Annotated in this window: 24 protein-coding genes; 9 read left to right on the top strand and 15 right to left on the bottom strand. The window is 67.2% G+C overall.

Annotated elements, in window-relative coordinates:
• Positions 1-49: 49 nt before the first annotated feature.
• The 5 genes from FE633_RS33290 (at position 50) to FE633_RS33270 (ending at position 2474) form a co-directional block, all read left to right on the top strand.
• Complete coding sequence (locus FE633_RS33290; protein ID WP_055610899.1) at positions 50-301, top strand: hypothetical protein; 252 nt, start codon at positions 50-52, stop codon at positions 299-301.
• Positions 302-398: 97 nt separating this feature from the next.
• Positions 399-779 (top strand): TadE family protein, encoded by a 381-nt coding sequence (locus FE633_RS33285; RefSeq protein WP_246113960.1) that lies wholly within the window; start codon positions 399-401, stop codon positions 777-779.
• Entirely contained in the window at positions 780-1244 is a 465-nt protein-coding gene (locus FE633_RS33280) for a TadE family protein (RefSeq protein ID WP_138048896.1), read from the top strand.
• A gap of 8 nt (positions 1245-1252) precedes the next feature.
• Positions 1253-1753 (top strand): pilus assembly protein TadG-related protein, encoded by a 501-nt coding sequence (locus FE633_RS33275; protein ID WP_138048946.1) that lies wholly within the window; start codon positions 1253-1255, stop codon positions 1751-1753.
• A 67-nt stretch (positions 1754-1820) separates the two neighbouring features.
• A complete protein-coding gene (locus FE633_RS33270; protein WP_138048895.1) occupies positions 1821-2474 on the top strand; it encodes a hypothetical protein in 654 nt (217 codons plus the stop codon).
• A gap of 112 nt (positions 2475-2586) precedes the next feature.
• Here FE633_RS33270 and FE633_RS33265 read toward each other — a convergent pair whose 3' ends face one another.
• The 8 genes from FE633_RS33265 to FE633_RS33225 all read right to left on the bottom strand — a co-directional run bounded on the left by FE633_RS33265 (position 2587) and on the right by FE633_RS33225 (position 8601).
• A complete protein-coding gene (locus FE633_RS33265) occupies positions 2587-3219 on the bottom strand; it encodes a hypothetical protein (protein WP_138048894.1) in 633 nt (210 codons plus the stop codon).
• Positions 3220-3348: 129 nt separating this feature from the next.
• Entirely contained in the window at positions 3349-3702 is a 354-nt protein-coding gene (locus tag FE633_RS33260) for a hypothetical protein (RefSeq protein WP_138048893.1), read from the bottom strand.
• A 57-nt stretch (positions 3703-3759) separates the two neighbouring features.
• Complete coding sequence (locus FE633_RS33255; RefSeq protein WP_246113954.1) at positions 3760-4419, bottom strand: hypothetical protein; 660 nt, start codon at positions 4417-4419, stop codon at positions 3760-3762.
• 14 nt (positions 4420-4433) lie between these two features.
• Positions 4434-5060: an SMI1/KNR4 family protein gene (locus FE633_RS33250; protein WP_138048892.1), complete on the bottom strand. Its 627-nt coding sequence runs from the start codon at positions 5058-5060 to the stop codon at positions 4434-4436.
• Positions 5061-5074: 14 nt separating this feature from the next.
• Positions 5075-5881 carry a hypothetical protein gene (locus tag FE633_RS33245; RefSeq protein ID WP_138048891.1) on the bottom strand — a complete coding sequence of 269 codons (807 nt, stop codon included), beginning with the start codon at positions 5879-5881 and terminating at the stop codon, positions 5075-5077.
• Complete coding sequence (locus FE633_RS48815) at positions 5881-7476, bottom strand: putative T7SS-secreted protein (protein ID WP_246113953.1); 1596 nt, start codon at positions 7474-7476, stop codon at positions 5881-5883. The genes FE633_RS33245 and FE633_RS48815 overlap by 1 nt, the downstream gene beginning before the upstream one ends.
• 61 nt (positions 7477-7537) lie before the next feature.
• Positions 7538-7741: a DUF397 domain-containing protein gene (locus FE633_RS33230; protein WP_138048890.1), complete on the bottom strand. Its 204-nt coding sequence runs from the start codon at positions 7739-7741 to the stop codon at positions 7538-7540.
• 8 nt (positions 7742-7749) lie between these two features.
• Positions 7750-8601 (bottom strand): helix-turn-helix domain-containing protein, encoded by an 852-nt coding sequence (locus FE633_RS33225; protein ID WP_138048889.1) that lies wholly within the window; start codon positions 8599-8601, stop codon positions 7750-7752.
• Between the two features lie 236 nt (positions 8602-8837).
• Between FE633_RS33225 and FE633_RS33220 the strand changes: the two genes are divergently transcribed.
• Positions 8838-9251 carry an ATP-binding protein gene (locus FE633_RS33220; protein WP_138048888.1) on the top strand — a complete coding sequence of 138 codons (414 nt, stop codon included), beginning with the start codon at positions 8838-8840 and terminating at the stop codon, positions 9249-9251.
• Positions 9252-9297: 46 nt separating this feature from the next.
• On the opposite strand, the gene FE633_RS33215 is transcribed toward FE633_RS33220, so the two are convergent.
• The 3 genes from FE633_RS33215 to FE633_RS33205 form a co-directional block, all read right to left on the bottom strand.
• A complete protein-coding gene (locus FE633_RS33215; protein WP_138048887.1) occupies positions 9298-10380 on the bottom strand; it encodes a hypothetical protein in 1083 nt (360 codons plus the stop codon).
• Positions 10377-11030 (bottom strand): hypothetical protein, encoded by a 654-nt coding sequence (locus FE633_RS33210; protein ID WP_138048886.1) that lies wholly within the window; start codon positions 11028-11030, stop codon positions 10377-10379. The genes FE633_RS33215 and FE633_RS33210 overlap by 4 nt, the downstream gene beginning before the upstream one ends.
• A gap of 187 nt (positions 11031-11217) precedes the next feature.
• A complete protein-coding gene (locus FE633_RS33205) occupies positions 11218-11637 on the bottom strand; it encodes a MerR family transcriptional regulator (protein WP_138048885.1) in 420 nt (139 codons plus the stop codon).
• Between the two features lie 53 nt (positions 11638-11690).
• Here FE633_RS33205 and FE633_RS33200 point away from each other — a divergent pair, with 53 nt between their 5' ends.
• Positions 11691-12644, top strand: a complete 954-nt coding sequence (locus FE633_RS33200) for an oxidoreductase (protein ID WP_138048884.1) — start codon at positions 11691-11693, stop codon at positions 12642-12644.
• 103 nt (positions 12645-12747) lie between these two features.
• Here FE633_RS33200 and FE633_RS33195 read toward each other — a convergent pair whose 3' ends face one another.
• The 3 genes from FE633_RS33195 to FE633_RS33185 all read right to left on the bottom strand — a co-directional run bounded on the left by FE633_RS33195 (position 12748) and on the right by FE633_RS33185 (position 15063).
• Positions 12748-13149: a hypothetical protein gene (locus FE633_RS33195; protein WP_138048883.1), complete on the bottom strand. Its 402-nt coding sequence runs from the start codon at positions 13147-13149 to the stop codon at positions 12748-12750.
• Between the two features lie 193 nt (positions 13150-13342).
• Positions 13343-14422 (bottom strand): hypothetical protein, encoded by a 1080-nt coding sequence (locus FE633_RS33190; protein WP_171060218.1) that lies wholly within the window; start codon positions 14420-14422, stop codon positions 13343-13345.
• Complete coding sequence (locus FE633_RS33185; RefSeq protein ID WP_138048882.1) at positions 14422-15063, bottom strand: hypothetical protein; 642 nt, start codon at positions 15061-15063, stop codon at positions 14422-14424. The genes FE633_RS33190 and FE633_RS33185 overlap by 1 nt, the downstream gene beginning before the upstream one ends.
• A gap of 325 nt (positions 15064-15388) precedes the next feature.
• Here FE633_RS33185 and FE633_RS33180 point away from each other — a divergent pair, with 325 nt between their 5' ends.
• Complete coding sequence (locus tag FE633_RS33180) at positions 15389-18385, top strand: BTAD domain-containing putative transcriptional regulator (RefSeq protein WP_138048881.1); 2997 nt, start codon at positions 15389-15391, stop codon at positions 18383-18385.
• Positions 18386-18581: 196 nt separating this feature from the next.
• Here FE633_RS33180 and FE633_RS33175 read toward each other — a convergent pair whose 3' ends face one another.
• Positions 18582-19991, bottom strand: coding sequence for a cytochrome P450 family protein (locus tag FE633_RS33175; protein WP_138048880.1), 1410 nt, complete (start codon positions 19989-19991; stop codon positions 18582-18584).
• A gap of 154 nt (positions 19992-20145) precedes the next feature.
• On the opposite strand from FE633_RS33175, the gene FE633_RS33170 reads away from it, so the two are divergent.
• Positions 20146-20877, top strand: a complete 732-nt coding sequence (locus FE633_RS33170) for a prepilin peptidase (RefSeq protein ID WP_246113952.1) — start codon at positions 20146-20148, stop codon at positions 20875-20877.
• Positions 20878-21124: the final 247 nt, after the last annotated feature.

The following is a 21124-nucleotide window of genomic DNA, read 5'->3' as shown; positions in this document are numbered from 1 at the left end:
GCTAAACGGCTCCGAATAGCTTGAAATTGTTCTGAGAGGACAACTCACCATGAACGGACGGAACTTCAGCACCGGGATCCCGGGGGTGGACTTCCTGATCACCTTCCTCCAGGGCCGGGTGCAGCGTGCCCGCTCCGGCGAGCTCGACCGCGGTGCGTCCGCGGTGGAGTGGGTCATCATCTCGGCGGTCGTTGTGGCGATCGTCGGCGTGGTCGCCGCGATCATCAACGCCGCGCTGAGCGACGGCGCCAACAAGGTGGGCGACTGCATCAAGGGTGCCGACGCCGGCAGCACCTGCTGACTTCTTCCACATCCACATCCATACGGGGTTACTGGTGAGCGTACGACGCTGGGTACGCCGCCGGGTGGAGGCCGCCTCCGCCCGCGGCGACTCCGGCATGACCGCGATCGAGTTCGTGCTGCTCACGCCCGTACTCTTCTTCATGATCTTCGCGACGGTGCAGTTCGCGCTGTACTTCTTCGCCGACCATGTGGCCCAGGCGGCGGCCCAGGCGGGCGCGCGGAAGGCACGCGCGACGGCCGACGAACGGCCGGGCGCGTGGCGGGGCGAGGCGCGGGATGTCGTCGACAGCTACATCACGCAGCTGGGGCCGCAGTTGGTCCTGGGGCCCGACGTGGCCATGCTCCAGCCGGAGCAGAACACGGTGGGCGTGGAGATCACGGCCCGCGTGCCCACGGTGTTTCCGGGGCTGGACCTGACGGTGCACGCGCAGTCGGTGGGGCCGGTGGAGCGGTTCGTGGAGGAGGGCCAGAACTAGATGCGCTCTTTCGTACGTGCGCGGGTGCGGGCTTTTGCTGACGCCTGGGACCGGGACCGGGGCCGCGGCCGGGGCCGGGACCGCGGGCTGTCCACCATCGAGGTCGTGATCCTCGCCCCGGTGATGATCCTCTTCATCCTCGTCCTGGTGGCCTTCGGGCAACTGGTCGACGGGCGCGGGGCGCTCGACGGGGCGGCGCGGGACGCGGCTCGCTCGGGCTCTCTGCAGCGCGAGGTGGGCCCCGCGATGGCGGAGGCGACGAAGGCCGCGGAGGCCGATCTGGCTGACGTCTGCTCGGGCCCGGTGTCGGTGAACAAGACCAGCGTCGGCTTCGCGGACGCCGACCTGTTCACCGTCGAGGTCAGCTGCGAGGTACGAGGCCTGGCCATGCTCGGCCTGGACGTGCCGACCACGCTGACGTCGTCGTTCACCGCGCCGCTGGACCCCTTCAAGAGGAAGGCGTGATGGGGGAGATGGCGGAGACGGGGAAACTGGAAGAGGCGACTGGGCGCATCGGAAGTGCCGTACGCGCTTGGGCGGACGCACGCCGCGCACGCCTCGACGACCGGGGCTCGGGCGCCGGCGCGGTCATCATCTTCGCGCTCGTCTTCCTGTCGTTGTCGGCGTTCGTCATCGACGGAGGCCTGTCCATCTCCAAACGGGAACGCGCCGCCGACATAGCGGAACAGGCCGCCCGCTACGCCGCCCAGGACGTAGACCTCGAGGACCTGTACGAGAACCCGGGGGCCGGCGCTCCCATCCTCTACGAGAACTGCAACGCCCGGGTGAAGGCGTTCGCCCGCGAAATGGGCATGACCGGCGCGGACATCGGCGCCACGCACTGCGTCGCCGCCAACCCCGACGAGGTGGAGGTCGACGTCCAGCTCACGTACTCCCCGGTCTTCACGGGAATGTTCTACGGCGGCGACGTCGTGGTCCACGGCCAGGCGGTGGCGGAGAACGAGGTTGGCTGATGCCGAGACCGAGCCGCGGTGCAGTGTGAGTTTCCGTTTCCCCCAACCCATGGAGGTACTTCCCCCGATGCGCAAGCACACGACCATTGCCACTGTGTGCCTGGCGACTGCGACCACGCTGCTGCTCACGGCATGTGGTGGCGGAGGGCCCAAGGAATCCTCGGATGACGAGATCGCGGGAGCTGATACGTCGTCCAAGTCGGCGTCACCGTCGCCGTCGGCGTCCGAAGACGAGATCGAGCGTCCGGAGATCACACTGCCGAAGGACGTGGACAACGTTTTTGAGGGGGACTCGACGGGAGACGCGAAGAAGGACGCGGTACTGGCGGACAACGAGCGACGGATCAACTCGATCGACGAGGCGATCACGGTCGACGCCGATGAACATCCGGCGTTGAAGTTCTATTCGAAGGGCGATGCCCTGATGTCGGCTGCCTCGTACATCAAGTCCTTCTACGACGACGGCAGAAGCTTCACCGGCAAGACTCGTTACTACGATCGCGAGGCCACGTTCCTCAAGGACGGAGCGGCTGCGGTCACGTACTGCATGGACGCGACCGGGACGTATCCGAAGGACCGCAAGACCAAGAAGGTGGACAAGTCGGTCAAGGCATCCCCGAGCGACTACGTCTTCTACAACACCCGCTTGGAGAAGAACGCCAAGGGCGTCTGGCAGACCACCAGCGTGGCTTCGACCGAGGCTGCCAAGAGGTGCATGTGATGCGCATGGGCGCATTGCGGAGATGGAAGATCTGGGTCAGACACGTACGGCGGTGATCAGGCCTTCCAAGGAGGCTCGGTGACCCAGATCTGCCAAAACGTGAGGTCTGCGATCAGCACGCTCCCGGTTCCGTCTCGACCGTCATGGTCTTCCAGACGCCGTTCGCTTCTTTACCGAGGCTCGTCCGGTACTGCACTTTCGGGGACTCACCCTTGGGGGTTCCGGCAGTCTCGCCCGTCGTGAGGTCCTTGCTGTAGCCCTTGCTCTCGTCGACGCAGTAGAAGAGCGTGGCGCGAGTCTTCTTCTTGCCGAGATAGGCGATCTCGGGGTTGTAGACCTTGACTTCACCGATGATCGTCAGCCCTTTGTAACCCTTGACCCACGACGAGCCGGTGCTCATCGCTGCCTGTCCGCTGTAGAAGGACAGGTAACTGGCCTCGGGATCGCCGTCGATGATGGCGGCGTACGAAGCCCGAAGGCGTTCCTTGCCGTCGTTCAGGGCCCTCTGGAGTTCGAGGTCGCTGTTCGTCCAGCCCGCGAAGTCCGCCTGGAAACTCTCCGGAAGCTTGATGACGGGCCGTTCCGCGTCCGATGAAGCAGAGGCAGAAGCCGACGGACTCCCGCTCGACTCTTGCCCCGCCTGCTTGACGTCATCCGACGGGTCGTCGCTCCCACCGCAGGCGGTCAGGAGAAGCGCGCCCGTCGTGGCGAGGGCGGCGGCGGTGGGCAGGGTGTGGCGAGCCACGAGGCTTCTCCCCCAGAATGCGGTGACCATGTGCAACAGGGAACGAAGCTATCAGGGCGAGCAAAGGGCAGCGGCAGCGGACGCAGAGGGGACCGCGGGGGAGCATGGGCAGTGGTGCGCTCGGCGGTTCTACTTGTCGCCGCCGCCCTTGCCCCCGCCCCCGTCCTTCTTTCCGCCCTTGCCCTCGTTCTTCACGCCCTCCGAGACCTGCTTGGCCAGGTCGTCGTCGAGCTTCTTGAACTCCCGTACGACGGCCTCGGACATCTGGGCCAGCGCGTCGAGCTGCTGGTTGATGTCCTCGCGGCCGTCCTCCCAGTTGGACTCGAAGTCCTCGAGCTTGTCGTAGACACCGCCGTCGCCTATGTCGTCCTTGTAGGACTCGAAGAGCTTCTTGGTGTGGTTCATACGCTGCTTGATGTCCCGCAGCCGAGTCCCATAGTCCTCCAGCTCACTGAGCGGCAGCGCGAGGTCCGGCTTGGCCATGTCTGATCCCCCTGTGGTGTCCGTGCCGCGGGCGGCTGGTGTCCGTACGAGTGGTGCCTATACGAAGCGGAAGGTACCCGTCACCGCGTCGAAGATATCGTGGAACGCCTCCGCCAGGTCCAGGACCGGGCTGGCCCCGGAGACGAGCACGACCTGGTCGGTGGTTCCGGGGACGGGTATGTACGTCTGAGTCAGAGCCATGCGCAGGGTGCGGCTGTCACCCTTTGCCAGGGGTACGTCCTCGACACCGAACGTGCGGGCGACGGGGCCGACTTCGGGGATGTCGACGGTCGTGACTTTGCGCCAGGCGTCGCTCTCACGGCGGGGCGTGATCGTGCGGAGGCTGTCGGCGATGGCGCGGGGGTCGGTGGAGAGAGCCACGCCCTGCTTGTTCTTCGACCCCAGCACACTCACGGTGACTGTCGCGGACAGCGGCACGCCGTCGAAGTTCTCCGCCATACAGCCCATGTAGATCGCGCCGGAGTCGTTGGCGTCCTTGGCCATCTTGCGGAGCATGTTCGTCAAGTCGGAACGGTACGGCGCGAGTTCGGGTATCTCGCGGGTCCGCTCGTCGACGAGGAAGCGGATTGTCGATTCGCGCCCCTCGGGGCGGATGTCGAACTCCCACCAGGACTCCGGGACGGACAGGGAGAATCCGAACGAGGCCTGAGTCCCGGCTGGCGACGAGTCGGACGATATCGGTATGTGGTCCGGCATTGTCCGCCGCTCCTTCACTCCAGGTGCAGACGGATGTTCGCACCGTCCGGTAGGCCTGTGATCTGCTGGGCAATGGGGCCGCGAATGCGCATGGCGGTCACCGCGTCCCGTACCACGAGATTGTCGAATTCGTATCCGCCGCCAGCGACGAAGAAGGCCAGTGGGATCAGTCGTTGGTCGGGTTCCAGCGGGCCGTTCTGCTTCTGCCACGCATACGCGAGATTGGCCGTCGCATGCACGGCAGGATCGCCGAACAGCCAAGTGGCCCAGGCGTCCAGCGTCTTGCCGATTTCCCTAGTCTCAGCGGTTTCCGGGTCGAACGTGACGATCGTGTCTCCGCCGACAATGGCGAACTGAGTTCCGAGCAGGTCCTGACCGAAGCAGAAGACCTGATCGGCGAGGCTGCCGTAGGTTTCCTTCCACGCCTCCTCGCTGTTCCACTCGATGAGCTCGGGCCCCAACCCCTCATCTCCCACGCGGAATACCTGAATTCCCGCATCGAAGGCGAAGAACCCATTCACACGGGACAGCAGGTCGGAGAGCTCCTTCAGAGGGCCGCTGTCGACACCGAAGTCAAGAGCGACGCGAGGTCCCAGAGGGCCGCGGGCCCGCTCGACGAGATCCTCGAGCGCTGACGTCATCGTGGTCTCTACTTTCACTGGGATGGGTCAGGTAGGGGGTGAGTCAGGTAGTGACTTCGGACCCGCGGCGTGGCTGCCTCGCGGAGCACCGGCTGGAGCACTGGGCCTTCGGGGAGGACATCCCAGAGTTCCAGGGGGTGCCAGACGTCCAGCGCCTGTACGAGCACCTCTTCGGCGCTGCTGGTGGAGCCTGAGTACTGGTACCAGCCGGCGAGCCAGAGGGCGCTCTCGTAGGTGGGCGGATCGCCCTGCTCGTGGAGCGTGCGGGCGAGGTCGAACCGGTTGGCGTTGCGCGTAGCTTCCCAGAGTACGCGGCGCTCCGGCCGGCCGAGTTCCCCGTACGGACGCCGGAGGTGGGCGGCAGCGGGCCCGACGATCTCGGATGCCGGTCCTCCACAGGTCTGCGGGCTGGCGAGCAACTGTTCCAAGGAACGGTCCGGCATTGTCTTGACGAGCCACCGGAAACGCTGGCCCATCACACTCTTCTCAGGAAGGCGGGCCTGGAGCAGCTGCATTCGGGGAGCAGCCCTGACGCCGGCGTACTTTTCAGCGGCGAGCAGAGCCATGTCGAACGGAATGTCCATGCGCGCCAGTCCCTTGCAGGTGCTGCCGTGCCGCGAGATCACTTCCTCGGCGAGATCAGCGGAATCCGCGAACCTGTCGAGCCAGAAGAGGATTTCGATCGCGCATGCCGCGTACTGGTATGCCAGATCGGCCGCTGTTTCATCTGCGAGAGCGAGATCGACGAGTTCTGGCATGACCTCGCTGCGGTCTTGTCGATAGGCTCGATTCAAAGGCGTGATGTCGGACTCAGTGCTCATCAGATTCCCGGTAGGTCTGTGGGAGTAATCTTGATCCTAGCTCCGTCGGGAAGTCCCCGAAGACGGTTGCCCATACTGGAGCCGGCGCCCTGGTTGTCGCCCGAGGTGATGTATTTCACGCTCGCGCCCTCGCCGCCTTCCTTGAACATCGCCGGCGGGTACTCGTCGCGGTCCAGGCCGTCATTGCCGCGCCCCTGTATCCCGCGCAGGGAGTCGTCTCTGTTGGCATCCGCCCCCGCCCGGTCGATCGTCAGCACGTCCGGCTTCGGCTCCCCCTCTGTCATACGGTCACCGCGCCAGATCTTGCCGTCCTGTGCGTCCTTGATGTGCTGAGCCGACTCGGGCCATCGGTTGGCGGTGAGCTTGATCTCCTTGACGTACGAAGCGGTCCCGTCCTGGAAGGCGCCCACCCTGGACGCGATCCCTGTGGGATCACCGCCCAGAGCCAGCGCGCCACCCGGGCTCACGTGCATGGCCGCCGGTTGGGGCACGGCCGATGAGGCGGACCTCAGGCCGTTGAGGAACTTGCCGCCTTCGTACGAGATCCGGTTGCCCACGCTGCGGAGGGCATTGGCCGTGTTCTTGAGGCCGCCACCGATGCCGCCCATGAAGCCGGCGCCGAGAGCCTTCAGACCGCCTGCCTTCCACAGCTTGCCGATCTTGGCGAGGCTGGTGAGGCCTTTGGTGGCGGGGATGCAGTCCAGGACTGCCCATACGAGGTCGCCCCAGCCTGCCGTGCCGTTGAGGACTTTTCTCAATGTGTCGGCGAGGACGACCAAGGCCGCGGCGAAGACGAGCCAGCCCAGCGGACCGCCGACGATCATGACGATGATGCCGACGACGGCCACGACCCATTTGCAGACCGTGACGATCTCGTCCCAATGGTCGGAGACCCAGTCGGCGGCCTCCTCCCACCAGTGGCGGTTGGGGATGCCGGCGTCCGAGGCTTCCTCAAGCTTCTTGATCGTGCGGCGAGCGGCCTCCTCGCGCAGGCCCTTCGCCTGGTTGGCGAGCTTCTTGGCCGCGTCCAGCGCGTTCTGCGCGGCATCTACGTCTCGCTGGGCAGCCGCCTGCTTCTCCTGGGCGTGCTGGGCGTTGCGAGTGGCCCGGCGGACCTCGGCCTCGTCCGGCTTGGGCACGTTCTTGCCGGGGTTCTTGTCCGGGTCGTACGAGTCAGTCTTCTCGGTGGCCGTACGGACCCAGTCGTTCGCACCCGTCAGCGCGGTCGTCGCGGTGGACAGATCGTTGCGGGCCGCGCGGCCGTCGCGCAGGGCCTTGTCCGCCTTGGCCTGGGCGTCCTCCAGGTCCGGCCAGTAGGAGGCCAGGGCATCGCCGGCGAGGCCATAGGACTTCTTGAGCTTCTTCAGCTTGCCCGGGACATCCTCGAACTCCGCGGTGAACACGTCGGCTGTCTTGCCGGCCCAGGCGAGGACCGCGTCCTCCTTGGCCATGCCCTTGACGTCCCGTAAGACTTGGCCGACGTCATCGGCGAAGTCATGCAAGCTGCCCGCGAGTTTCCTCACTCGCTGCGGATCGCCCGGAGTCGGGTCCTTGTCCAGGTCGAGTATGTGCCAGTCCGTCGGCCTGTACGACACGCGTTCCCCCGTAACACCTGCAACGCCTACATCAGTACTTACGTGTGAACGTAGCGCACGGTTACGTTGAGGGCGTGGTGAGGGCCCCGGAGCGTATGGCGTGGAGAAGGTATGCGAGGGGGGCGGGGGTGGTCGTGAGGTGGGTGGTGGGGGTGTCGCTTTCGCGGAGGTGGATGGTGGTGGGGGTGGAGGTGAGTTCGACGCAGGCGTTGCCGTCCCCGCTGCCGGAGAAGGACGACTTCTGCCAGTTGTCGTGCGTGCTCACGGGGCGCCTCACAGTTCCTTCGCCAGCCTGTCGATGAAGTCACGCGACCGCTCGGGTTCGAGTGACACTGCCTCCATTCTACGGAAGAGTGTTCGAAATGCGCCGAGTTGGGCTTCGGAGTCGATGAGGGCAGTGCCGTGTGGTGCGTCGCGCACGACCGTGTCCAGCTTGGGGACCGCTCCGCCCGCATACACCATGGTGCTGTCGGCGCCGGCGAAACCGTCCAGGTCGAAGGGGATGACGCGCACGGTGATGTGGTCCGCTTCGGAGCGTTCCAGGACGCGGGCGAGTTGAGTCTGTGCGGCGGCGCGGTCGCCGACCCTGATGCGCAATGCCGCCTCGTGGATCACCGCTTCGTACGGGATGGGCGTGGGGCCCTCGATGATGACCTGCCGTTCCATCCGGTGGCGGACACGCAACTCCAACTCGGAGTGGGGGAGTTCAGGCACCCTGTGGCCGAGGATCCGGTGAGCGTAGTCCTCTGTCTGTAGAAGGCCGGGGACATGCAGGAAGTTCACGTCCCAGTAGTAGGTGGCGTGGTGCTCCAGCTCCGACAGGTCCAGAAACGACGTGGGCAGCAGACCTCGGTACTCCTCCCACCAGCCGCGTGTCCGTTCGGTCGCCATCGCGACCAATGCCTCGATCAACTCGCCATCACTGCAGGCGTAGTGAGCGGCAAGTCGTCGTACGCGCTCCTCGCTCACGCCTGCCGTGCCGAACTCGATCTGGCTCATCTGAGCCGAGTCCGTCCCGAGCAGTACGGCTGCTTCGCGTCCTTTGAGTCCTGCGGCTTCACGCAGTTTGCGCAGTTCAGAACCCAGACGCTGCTGGCGTGCGGTGGGCTGTTTCCGGCGCGCCATGACTTTCTCCTTGCCCCAACTGCGATGAAGCGGTGACTCGTTCGAGGGGCAGATTACGACAATGACTTGCGTCGTCCCAAATTGTGTCCGTACTTTCAGTGATGCGTCGCACACGCTGCGGAACCACGGGACTCCGGAAGTGCACCACTCCGTCATGCCATGACGGCTGCGGTAATGCCACCGCCCGCCGCCCGCCAGACGTTTTCTAACTCACCTGACTCAATCGGAGGTAACGCATGTCCCAAACCAAGGGCGAACCCTGGGAGTACACGCTCCACATCCCGCACGACCTCCGTGCGGTCACAGTCTGTCGCCGCACCCTGCGCCTGGTCCTCACTGTGCACGGTCTGATCCGGCTCACCGACGTGGCTGAGCTGCTTGTGACGGAGCTGGTCTCCAACGCCGTAAGACATGCGAAAGGGCCCGCATCCCTGCGCCTGCGCTGGCAGAACGGAGTCCTGCGTATCGGTGCCTGGGACGCCAACCCTGAACCACCTTCGGCCCCACAGGAGTTGGCGTGCACCGTCTACGCGGAAGCGGGGCGCGGGCTCGAACTTGTCCGAGCCTGTGCCGACGACTGGGGTTGGTATCCGCTGCGTCAGGGCGGCGACAGGGGCAAATATGTGTGGTGCGACCTGGGGGCCGCGTGACGCGTTGACTGCATCACGCGGCACATGAGCCTGCCACGGGAGGGCGTTAGCGGTTGATCGACTGGACTTCCTGGACGTTGATGTCCTGGGTGGTCTGGAAGGTGCCGTCGGGGAGGTCGCCGCCTTCGCCGCCGTTGCCTTCCCAGGTGATCTGCCAGGTCACCGAGGCGCTGAGCTTGTACGGTTCTCCGTTGGTGGCGCGGAGGTACCTGATGCCGCACGGTGGGGTCTTGCCGGCGTCGGCCTTCTTGTACGGGGTGCCGATGGAGCCGTCGTCGTTGATCTCGCAGTCCCCGGAGGCGGGGAAGGTCTCGGCGTCCTCGGTGCCCGGCTCCAAGTGGAGGGCGACTGGCTTGGCCGTGGTCTCGGCCCACAGGTTGGTGTTGGGCAGCTCGGCGCGGACCTTGACATCCTTGAAGGTGCCCTTGTCCAGCCATGCCCAAGTCGGCAGGTTCACCGTGGACTTGGCTTCCGGCTTCAGCTCGATCTCGGTGTCGGGGACCTTGACCTTGTTGTAGGCGTACTCCGCCAGGGTCTTGGCGGTGGGCGCGTTGGGGACTTCAGGAATCTCGCCCGCGTCCTGCCAGAACATGACGCGGTCGCAGTCCCAGGAATCCTCGTTGGTGATGTCGGGTGCGACGCCGCGCCAGAAGTAGCCGTCCTTACCGAGGTTGTAGTTGTCGTAGCCCTTGGCAGTGGAGAGGGAGTCGTCGTCCCAGTCGGTGGCGTCCTTGCCGTCCCGGTAGTGGTCCGTCCACAGCTTCTCGCCGTACCAGGACACGTGAGGGCTGACGTCACCCTGCCCCTTCGTCTCCGAGAACTCCTTGAGCTGCTCTGGCGTGAAGGCGGGCTCGTACCAGCAGGGCGGCGGCTCCCAGGTCACGTCCGTCGAGGAGATGTTGCCGCTGTTGCCCCCGGTGGGGCCGCTCACCTGGGTGACCTTGATCTGGGATTGCCTGGCGGAGGCGAACACTTCGTTGCCCTGTGTGCCGGCAGAAGTGTCGGAGGGCGGCGAGGGGCGGTTCGCGTTGTCCTGAGGGCCGTTGGCATGAGCCGTGCCACCGACCCACAGCACCGCTGCCGCGCCCGCGGCCGCTCCCCAGCGCACCGTCCACCGTGGAGGCGTCATCGCTGGCACTCCTTCACCTTGCCCGTGACCTCGATGACCTGCGTCTTCCAGACCTGGGAGGACCCAGACGAAGGGGTCATGAGCATGCTGTACTTCTGGTAACTTTCCAGGTTCTCGTCGGTGTAGAGGATCTTCCCGCTCTTGATCTCCTTGCCGTAGAACTTGGCTTGGTTCCTGCAGAAGGTGACGAGGACGCGTTTAGTGCCCATTGTCTTGACGTCTTCGTCGTAGTACTTGTCCGTCCCGGTGGGCGTCCAGCCGCCCTTCACCCAGGCCTGGATCTGTGACTTGGCGTACTGGGCCGCTTGGTCGCCCGAGTAGTACTGGTACGCAGGGTCGTTCGGGTCCTGTGCGGCGAAGCCGTGGTTCAGCGCGCGGATGTAGTTCTCCGCGTCGGCGAGCGCAGCCGCCTGCTTCGTGTCGGACGGCTTGTCGAAGTCGAAGACGAGGTCCAGGTCCTTCGGCAACGAGAGGTCGGGCTGGTCCGCGTCTGCCTTCGAACCCGAAGCCGAAGCAGACGGACTGTTCGACCCCTTGTCCGCCCCCTTGATGTCGTCCGACGACGAGTCGTCACCCCCACCGCAAGCTGTGAGTAGTAGCGCCGCGGTTGCGGCGAACGTGGCGGCGGTGGTCACGGTGCGGCGGGCCACGGGCGTACTCCCCCTATGTAAGGCGTGTGTTGCGACAGAGAACGAAGCTATCAGGGGCGGGTAGCAGGCTTCGGAGCGGCGATGGGGGATTGTGTGGGGATCGTTAGATCTGTGACGTGACAGTTGCGAAGGGTGTGGGGCACCGCCAGCGGGTGGGCCTCGGGGCGTGAGCGAGGAGTTGGATGAGTCAGCGAGACGGTGCCGGCGACCAGACCCCGGCAGCGGTCCCGTCGCGGACGTGCTTCTCGTAGGCGACGACCTTGCTATGGATGACCTTCAGGTCTGCATTCAAGTCAGAGATCTTGGCTCGCACGGCCTGTTCATGCTCCCGTAGTAGCGCGAGACGTTCCGCTTCGTTGCCCGGGCCTGACCGGACGAGCTGGGCGAACTCCTTCACCATGGCGATGGGCATGCCCGATTCGCGGAGCCGGTTGCACAGTAGGAGCCACTCCACGTCTGCTTGCTCGTAAATCCGCTGCCTGCCGCTGGAACGGGGGATCGGCCGGAGGAAGAGGCCCTCGCGTTCGAAGAACCGCAGAGCGTGCACGCTCAGTCCAGTCGCCTTGGCGACGTCCCCGATCGACAGATCATCCGCGTGCTTGCCCATGCCACCGACAATACCTTGACCTAGAGCGCAGTCTAGAATCTAGCGTCGCCGACATGATTACGCAGCAACACAAGTCCGGCACCGGATTCGGCGCCCACAGTACGGCGGACGACGTCCTCGCCGGGATCGACCTGTCGCGCAACACCGCCCTGGTCACCGGCGGTTACTCCGGCCTCGGACTGGAGACCACGCTTGCCCTCATCCGGGCGGGAGCACACGTCATCGTTCCCGCACGCAGGCCCGCCGCAGCGGAAGAGGCCCTGCGCGGCGTCCCTCGGGCCGAGGTGCACGGCCTCGACCTGGCGGATCTGGAGAGCGTCCGGGCGTTCTCGGCCGACTTCCTGGACACTGGCCGCACCCTCGATCTCATCATCAACGGCGCGGGCATCATGGCCTGTCCGGAGACACGCGTGGGCCCAGGCTGGGAGGCGCACTTCGCGGTCAATCACCTCGGCCACTTCGCTCTCATCAACCGTCTCCGCCCGGCATTGACGGAAGGGGCGCGGGTGGTTTCGGTGACCTCGTCCGGTCACTTCCTCTCCGACGTGCGCTGGAACGACCTCCACTTCCGCGATGGCTACGACCGGTGGCTGGCCTACGCGCAGTCCAAGACCGCGAACGCCCTCTTCGCTGTGCATCTCGACACGCTCGGCGCCGACAGCGGGCTGCACGCCTTCGCGGTCCACCCAGGCAGCATCCTGACCCCACTGCAGCGGCACATCCCCCACCACGAGCAGGTGGCCCAGGGCTGGATCGCCCCGGACGGCGCGCCGGCAGCCGGATTCAAGACGCCGGCACAGGGCGCGGCGACGGCTGTATGGGCGGCGGCCTCACCGCTGCTCGAGGGCCACGGTGGGGCGTACTGTCAGGACTGCGACATCGCCAAACCCGCCCACACCGACGACATGCTCATCGGCGGGGTCAAGCCCTGGGCCGTCGATCCCGATGCGGCATCCCGGCTCTGGCAACTCTCCAGCGAACTCACCGAGCTGGACTCGTTCATCTAACGGCAGTCATCAGCAGTTACGGGACACCTCTTAGTCGGGCTTCGGAATACCCACCTTGAAGGGCCCAGGGATGTGAGTCACGCGCTCACCGCCGCCATCCTGCTCACTGGTTCCGGAAGTCAATTCCTGTCACTTCCTGGAGAATGGTGAACAGGGTGTCCTCGTCGAGCTGCGGAACGGTGTAGTTGAGGTCTCTGATCCTCCGCAGGAATCCCTCCGGAAGGGCCAGATGGTATTCAGTGACGTAGTGAGGGAGGTCGTACCTCCAGACCCACTCCCCGTCGGTCTTGAGGGAAGCCCCTCCTGGGATCACAATCCTGTCCGCCGAAAGGACATCGACTTCGGCGCCCATCTCGCTGAAGATGTCGACCCCATTGACGAGGTAGGCGGCGATCTCGTTCTCGTCGGATTCCCCGCTCTTCCGCACGAACCGGTGGATGGACTCGTCGTGCTTGATCCCCCACTGAGCCGGCTGCTCTGGGAAGAATCCAACCGTCCGGATCATTGAATGTCCTCGCGCTGAAGGGCGGCCCTGAACAGATGGGCGGGCGTGGCGGTCTTGCCAGCGATGAGGAAGGCTGCTCCTCCCGGACCAGCGAACGGCTGCTGGCGGCAGAGGTAAATACGTGTCATGCGACCAGGGTGCGCGCGACGCGTTGACCGCGTCGCGCGGCACATGAGCCTGCCACGGGAGGGCGTTAGCGGTTGATCGACTGGACTTCCTGGACGTTGATGTCCTGGGTGGTCTCGAAGGTGCCGTCGGGGAGGTCGCCGCCTTCGCCGCCGTTGCCTTCCCAGGTGATCTGCCAGGTCACCGAGGCGCTGAGCTTGTACGGCTCTCCGTTGGTGGCGCGGAGGTACCTGATGCCACACGGCGGGGTCTTGCCGGCATCGGCCTTCTTGTACGGGGTGCCGATGGAGCCGTCGTCGTTGATCTCGCAGTCGCCGGAGGCGGGGAAGGTCTCGGCGTCCTCCGTGCCCGGCTCTAGGTGCAGGGCGACCGGCTTCGCCGTCGTCTCCGCCCAGATGTTGGTGTTGGGCAGCTCGGCGCGGACCTTGACATCCTTGAAGGTGCCCTTGTCCAGCCACACCCAAGTGGGCAGGTTCACCGTGGATTTGGCTTCTGGCTTCAGCTCGACCTTGGTGTCGGGGACCTTGATCTTGTTGTAGGCGTACTCGGCGAGTGTCTTCGGGGTGGGGGCGTTGGGGTCGTCTGGGACCTCACCCGCGTCGACCCAGAACATGATGCGTCCGCAGTCCCACGAGTCCCGGTCGGTCTTGTTGGGGGCGACGCCGCGCCAGAAGTATCCGTCCTTGCCGAGGTTGTAGTTCTTGTAGCCCTCGGCGGTGCTGTTGGTGGGCGAATTCATATCGAAGTTGTCTGCCGGTTTGCCGTCCCGGTAGTGCTCGGTCCACAGCCCTTTGCCCCACCAGGACTCGTGGATGCCCACGTCGCCGCCGCTGTCCGTATCCACGAACTTCTTGAGCTGGGCGGGCGTGAATGCGGGCTCGTACCAGCAGGCAGGAGGCTTCCAGTTGGGGTCGACCGTACCGAGATTGCCCTGCTTGCCGCCGCCGTCCCCGCCGCTCGGGTACTTGAGCTGGATGTTGGAGACGGAGGCCGACAGGCTACCGTCGCTGCCGACGTTGCCTTGGGCGTTGTCCTGGGTGTCCTCTTTGGAGTCACCCTCGCCGACGGCCGAAGCCGACGTGGCGGCGAGGGCGACCGTCACGGTCGATGCGAGAGCGGCGGCCAGGACCCTCTTGGGCAACTTCATCAGGAGCAACCGCCCCTCTTCGACGCGGTGGATACGGCCTGCCACACGCCCTGCCTGCTCTTCTGCATGGTGACGGTGTAGAACACTTTGGGGTCGGTGCCCTGAGGGTTGCCCACGACCTTGCCACCCTCGCGCCTCTTCGTAGCTGCCTTGCTCTCGTCCGTGCAGTAGCTGAGCTGCGCTTTCGTGTTCTTTGCGAAGAGCTCGGCCTTGGGGTCGAACACCGGGAGCTCACCGATGACGTTGAGGTTCTTGTCCGTGTAGGACTTGATCCATTTACGGTCTTGGGAGAGGCCGGCTTCGGTGTCGTAGAAGGCAAGGGCGTCACCGCCGTCGGGGTCATTGGCGATGATCGCTGCGTATCCCGCCCGGAGTTGCTCCTTGCCGTCGTTGAGGACGGCCTGCTCGTCTGGGTTGCTGCTCGTCCAGTTCTCGAAGGTGAGCTGGAAGCTGCTAGGGATCGTGATCTTCGGACGGTTGACTTCGGACGGCGCGGACGCCGAAGCCGACGGACTACTAGACCCCTTGTCCGCCCCCTTGATGTCGTCCGACGACGAGTCGTCACCCCCACCGCAAGCTGTGAGTAGTAGCGCCGCGGTTGCGGCGAACGTGGCGGCGGTGGTCACGGTGCGGCGGGCCACGGGCGTACTCCCCCTTGTAAGGCGTGTGTGCAACAGAGAACGAAGCTATCAGGGGCCGGTTGCGGGATTCGGAGCAGCGATGGGGGATTGTGTGGGGATCGTGAGATCTGTGACGTGACAGTTGCGAAGGGCCTTGGATCCCTTGTGGCGGCGCGGTCCACTCTCGATGGACAACTCCGGCTTAGGGGGCGTGGGGTGAGCAAACAGGCGGTCGGTAAGAGGCGGCCCCTGTCTGACCTTCGACTCCCTCAATAAGATCTCGGTAGGCTCAGTACACCCCCAACTCCACTCCCTCCACACACCACACAACACCAGGACACCCGCCATGGCGCGACGCACCACTTCCAGCTCGACGGGCAGTTCGCCGGGTCCGAGGAATCGGACGCCGCAGCCACTGCCCCGGCGGAGGCGTAGTTTCGGGGACTTCGTGAAGGCGTTCTTCGCCTTCGTCGCCCTGCTTGTTCTTCTGGTCGGAGTGCCCGGGGCGCTGGCCACGCAGATCGGGTGGCCGTTGCCGAGCGGGACGCCGAGTCTGAGCTGGCTGCAGCAGGAGATCACCGTAGGCACGTTCATCAACGTGCTGACCGTCGTCGTCTGGTTCGCCTGGGCCCAGTTCACCGCCTGCGTCCTCGTCGAGATGAAGGCCGCGCTGTCGGGCGTCGGGCTGCCGAACCGCGTGCCCGGCGCCGGGCCGAGCCAGTTGCTCGCGCGGCAGCTTGTCGCCGCGCTGCTCCTCGTCGGTGCGACCGCGGCCAGCTTCACGCCGGGACTGTCGCAGCTGGGGCAGCAGTTGGAGGGCAACCAGCGGCCGGCCGCCGCCGCGGCGCAGCAGACGCCGGGTGGGCTGCTGGGGCAGCAGCAGGAGCAGTCCGCTTCCAGTGCCGCCGCCGCGCTGGCCGAGCAGGCCGCCAACGCCGCGTCCCACGCCGCCGACAGCGGGAGCACCGCTAAGGGCGACGACACGAAGTTCTACCGGATCCAGCCGCCGGAGGGGCGTCACCACGACTCCCTGTGGGAGATCGCCGAGCGTCATCTCGGCGACGGGCGGCGGTACAAGGAGATCTACCAGCTCAACAAGGACCGTGAGCAGCCCGACGGTTCGAAGCTCTCCGAGGCCAGCCTCATCCGGCCCGGCTGGATCCTGGAGATGCCCGGCGACGCCCGGGGCGGCGACCTCGTCGAGATGCCCGACGAGGCCCCGAAGGTCTCGGAGGAAGTCCAGCAGCAGATCTCCGACTACGCCAGGACCGGCGGCGGCGATCAGCAGCAGGGCGCGGACCGGCAGGGCGAGGGGGCCGGCGATCGCGACACCACACAGATCACGATTCCCGAGCAGCGTCCGTCCGGTTCGTACGAACAGGGACAGCAGGGTCAGCAGGGGCAGCAGGGCCAGGAGCACGCCAGTTCCGGCGCGGAGGCCGGGGACGAGAGTGGGTTCGGGCTCCCGCAGGCCCTCCTCGGCGCGCCCCTCCTCGCCGCCGGTCTCCTCGGTGCCCTCGGCCGCCGGCGCCGTCAGGCCCTGTGGCAGTCGGCCCTCGGTGCCGTCGGCGGGCGCCGCGGCATGATGGAGCCGCCGACGCCCACCGGTGCTGCCGCCGACGTCCAGGACGCGCTGCTCGTCGGCGCCGACCCCGAGGGCGTACAACTTCTCGACCGGTCCTTGCGCGGTCTCGCCGCCTCGCTCGCCGAGGAGTCGCGGCCGCTGCCGACCGTGTACGCGGCCTGGATGAGCAACGGCGATCTGCATCTGCAACTCGCGCAGCCCGCCGGGCGGCCCCCGGCGCCGTGGCAGCTCGGGCAGGACCAGACGTTCTGGATGCTGGCGCGGGACGACGCCGAGCGCTACGAGGAGGTCGACACGGCGGCCCCGTACCCGGGGCTCGTCAGTCTCGGCACGATGGACGACTCGCGGCTGCTGCTCAACCTGGAGTCCGTGCCCGGCATCGTGTCGCTGAGCGGCAGCGAGCAGGACCGCGCGGGCGTGTTCGCCTCCGTGGCGGCCGAGTTGGCCACCAACGGGTGGTCCGACCGCATGACGATCACGCTCGTCGGCTTCGGGCAGGACCTGACTCCCCTCGCGCCCAACCGGCTGCGCCACCTCGACGACATCGAGGCCCTGATGGAGACCATGGAGGCCGAGACCCGGCAGCGGCGCGGGGCGCTCGGTGCCGCCGGTCACGACTCCGTCCTCACCGGACGTACCGGGCCCGCGCAGCACACCCGTTGGGCCCCGCACCTCGTCCTGCTCGCCGCCGAACCGTCCGCCGACGACGCGGTCAAGCTCGCCGAACTCGCCGCCGACGCGAGCCGGTTGGGCATCGGCTATCTCGTCGGTACGGAGTCGGGCGATCTGCCCGGCGCCGCCTGGGAGATGGAGATCACGAGCGAGGGCAAGCTGCTCGCACCGCTGCTCGGACTCGAACTCGACGCGCAGCTGCTCCCGGTGGCGCAGCAGCGGGCCGTCGTCGAGCTGTTCGTCGAGGCGGATCCCGAGCGCGAGGAGACCGGCCCGTCCTCCGCTCCGCCGTTCCTCGTCGACATCAGCGAGCAGGGGCGCCCCGCGGTGTACGCGCGGCTCGTCGGGCCGTACGAGATCATCGGCCTCGACACACCGGACGGCGAGCGCAGTCCGCTGATGCACGAGGCGCTGGCGCTGCTCCTTCTGCACCGGGAAGGTGTGCACCCCCGGGTGCTGTCCTCGGCCCTGTGGCCGCGCGGCGTGACGGAAGACGTACGCGACGCGCTCGTCGAGCGGCTGCGCGACTGGCTGGGCAAGGACTCGGACGGTACGCCGCGGCTGGCCGCCGACGCCACCGGGCGGCTCACGCTCGCCAAGTCGGTCGTGTCCGACCTCGATGTGCTGCGGTCGCTGTACCACGAGGCGACTCAGGGGCGCGGGGTCAACAGCCGTGCGGTGCGCGGGCGGTTGCTGACCGATGCGCTCGTGCTGGTGCGCGGGCCGTTGCTGGCCGAGCGGCCCGCCGGCCGGTACGGCTGGCTCACCCACGAGATCATCGACGCCCAACTGCCGCTGCTCGTCGCGGACATCGGGCTCGCCCTGTCCGCGTTCCACCTGGAGAAGGACCGGGCGGAGAAGGCGATCGAGGCGCTCACCGCGGCGCTGGGCTCCGCCCCGGGTGACGAGCGGCTCTGGCACGAGCTGCTCCGCGCGACACACTCGACCGGGGACGACGACCGGCTGAAGAGGCTGGCCGCGGACCTTGTTTCGCGCAGCGGGGCGCGAGGGCTGCCGCCGCGTACGGAGGCGCTGCTGGACGAGCTGCTGCCGACGTGGCGCAGCGCGGTCGTGGCGGCCGGTTAGGGCTTGGCCCGCGTCGTATAGGGCCTGGCCCGGCCCGGGTACATTGCGAAACGGGGGCTGCGCCCCCAGACCCCCAACACGGCTCGCACCTCGGGTGCGGGCCGTCTGGGGCTGGTCGCGCAGTTCCCCGCGCCCCTGAAGGGCCGCGCCGCTTGCCCGGCGGCGTGGGTGGTGCGACCTCAGCGCCCGCCGGGCCTCACCGCCCGCCGGGCATCAGCCTCCGCAGGGCCGACAGCAGTCCTCCCGTCTGGCTGTCGGTCGCCTGGCGGGCCTCGACCCCCTCGGCGCCGTCCCGTTTCCGGTCGGCCGGTATCGGTTGCCGCGCCGTGCTGGTGGCGGCGAGCTCGTAACGCACCGGAAGTTGTCGCAGACCTCGCACCATCGGCCCTGACCGCCACAGCAACCGATACTCCGGAACCGCGAGTTCCGCCCAGTCGAAGTGCTCGAAGAAACGCCCCACAGCGGTGGTCACGATCATGCTGCCCAGCTCGCGGGCGGCGCCGGGGCACTGGTGATGCCCGGCACCCCAGCCCAGGTGTGCCCGCGTGCTGTTCACGGAGTCGGCGATGTGGGAGGAGCCGGTCGACAGCATGTCCCGGTGGGCGGCCGCGGCCGACGGCATGGCGACATCGCCGGCTCGCACCCGGAAGTTGCCCAGCCGTACGTCCCGCGCGGCGAAGCGGAAGGGCAGGTTGGCGGTCGGCGGATTGATCAGCACCGCACGGTTGAGCGTTTCCTCGAGCTGTCCGGTCGACAGGGTGCGGCGCACCGCCATGTTGCCGAGCAGCACCTCCAACAGCGTGTTCAGCACCATGGTGTTGGTGATGTCGTTGAGGTAGACGGCGTTCATGAACAGCTCACGGCCGAGCTGTTCGTCGGAGAGGCCGGGGTCAGCGAGCAGCATGTGCGACGTCAGGTCGTCGCCGGGGCGCTCCCGGCGGAGGGCGGCCACCTGGGTCATGGCCGCCAGGGCGCGCCCGGTGGCGGGCCCGGCGTCCGGACCGCCGTCGAGCATCCGCCAGAGATCCATGACCAGCTCGTCGCCGAGGTCGCCGCGGAAGCCGAACAGCTTGGTGGTCACCATCAGCAGCAGCGGCCTGGTGTACTGCGCGCACAGGTCGGCGATTCCGAAGGGCCCCGACTCCGCGCCCAGCGTGCCGACCAGCTCGTCCGTGTACTGGGCGACCGCCGTCCGCAGTTCCCACCCCTGCGGGGTGTTCCCGTCCTGGAAGGGGTGCAGCGCCGAGTTGTGGGTCTGCCGCGCGCGCCGGTGTTCCTCGTCGTCCATGAACATCGTCTGCCGTACTTCGTACCCCGCGAGCAGCGGCCAGTCGGGCGGCAGCAGGCCCTGCGCCCGCGCCCTCCAGTGCCGGACGTCGCGGCGCCACACGCTCTCGTTCCGCAGCACCTCCAGGACCTCGCGATAGCCGAGAACCAGCCACACCGGTACGCCCATCAGTTCCACCGGTGCCACGGGGCCGTACTGGCGACGCAGCCGCTCGTACACGCCGGCCGGATCGGCATCGAACTCCGGCGTGAGCAGCGGTTTTTTCGGTAGCGACTCGAGCGTCGGACCGTCGCCCGGCCCGCTCGTGATCCTCTCCATGGCGCAACAGATACCGCACGAATCGCGCCAGATGGTGATCGAGACGGCAACCGTTACGGGTTGGTGATGGCCGAATGACATGCAGTGACATCCGTACAAAGAGGCCGGCGCACACGCCCTGTGGCCGACGCGGGCGCATACGTAAGGTGTGCGGGTGGATCTCGATCAATGGCTGCCGGGCGCCGCCGCCATCTGGGGAGCCGCCCTGGGGTTGCTCATACCGCGCTGCGCCTACCGGTTCTCCGTGGAGCCGGAGGAGGACTGGCGCGACCGCTGCCCGGACGGCCATGTCATCGGCGGCTGGATCGGCGTGGCCCGCTGCCGTGACGGCGGTGCTCATGCCTACGGGCCCAGCGCGCCCCTCGTGGCCCTCGCCACCGCGCTCGTCTGTGCGGCCCTCGCCGCGGCGACCGGCACCCGGCCCGAGCTGGGCGTCTGGCTCCTGCTCGCCCCTCTCGGCGTACTCCTGGCGGTCGTCGACTTCACGGTGCAGCGGTTGCCGGACGTGCTGACGCTGTCGCTCGCCGGGGCGGCGCTCGCGCTGCTCGCCGTCGTCGCGGTGGTGCCCGAGCATGCCGGAGAGTGGCTGACCGCGCTGCTCGGCGCCCTCGCGCTCGGCGGCGGCTACTTCGTGCTCTTCCTCATCAATCCGCAGGGGATGGGCTTCGGGGATGTGAAGCTCGCCCTCGGGCTCGGGGCCGTGCTCGGCTGGTACGGGTGGGGGAACGTGGTGCTGGGCACCTTCGCGGGTTTCCTGTTCGGCGGGCTGTACGGGATGGGGCTCGTCGTCGTCCGCCGGGCCGGGCGCAAGACCTCGATCCCCTTCGGCCCCTTTCTCATCGCGGGCGCCTTTGTGGGGACCCTCATCGGGGCGTACGCGGCCTGACTCCGGCCTCGCGCCCGCCTGACGCCGGCCCGGCGCCCGCTGACTCCGGCCCGGCGCCGCCGAGGTCGGCCCGGCGTCGGCCTGACGTCGGGTGATCCAATCTCCTGGCGTACGCTGGATCGGTCCGTCCACACCCTTACGAAAGGGACGCTCCGGTGACCGAGAAGGCCGACCTTCAGTCCGTCCTCGACCGTGCCGCCGAGGGTGGGCGGATCACCCCCGAGGAGGCGCTCGACCTCTACCGGGA

The sequence above is a fragment of the Streptomyces montanus genome, assembly GCF_005786655.1.
GTDB lineage: Bacteria > Actinomycetota > Actinomycetes > Streptomycetales > Streptomycetaceae > Streptomyces > Streptomyces sporangiiformans.
Note: the sequence above shows the minus strand (reverse complement) of the source record. Positions and strands in the feature narration are given on the sequence as shown.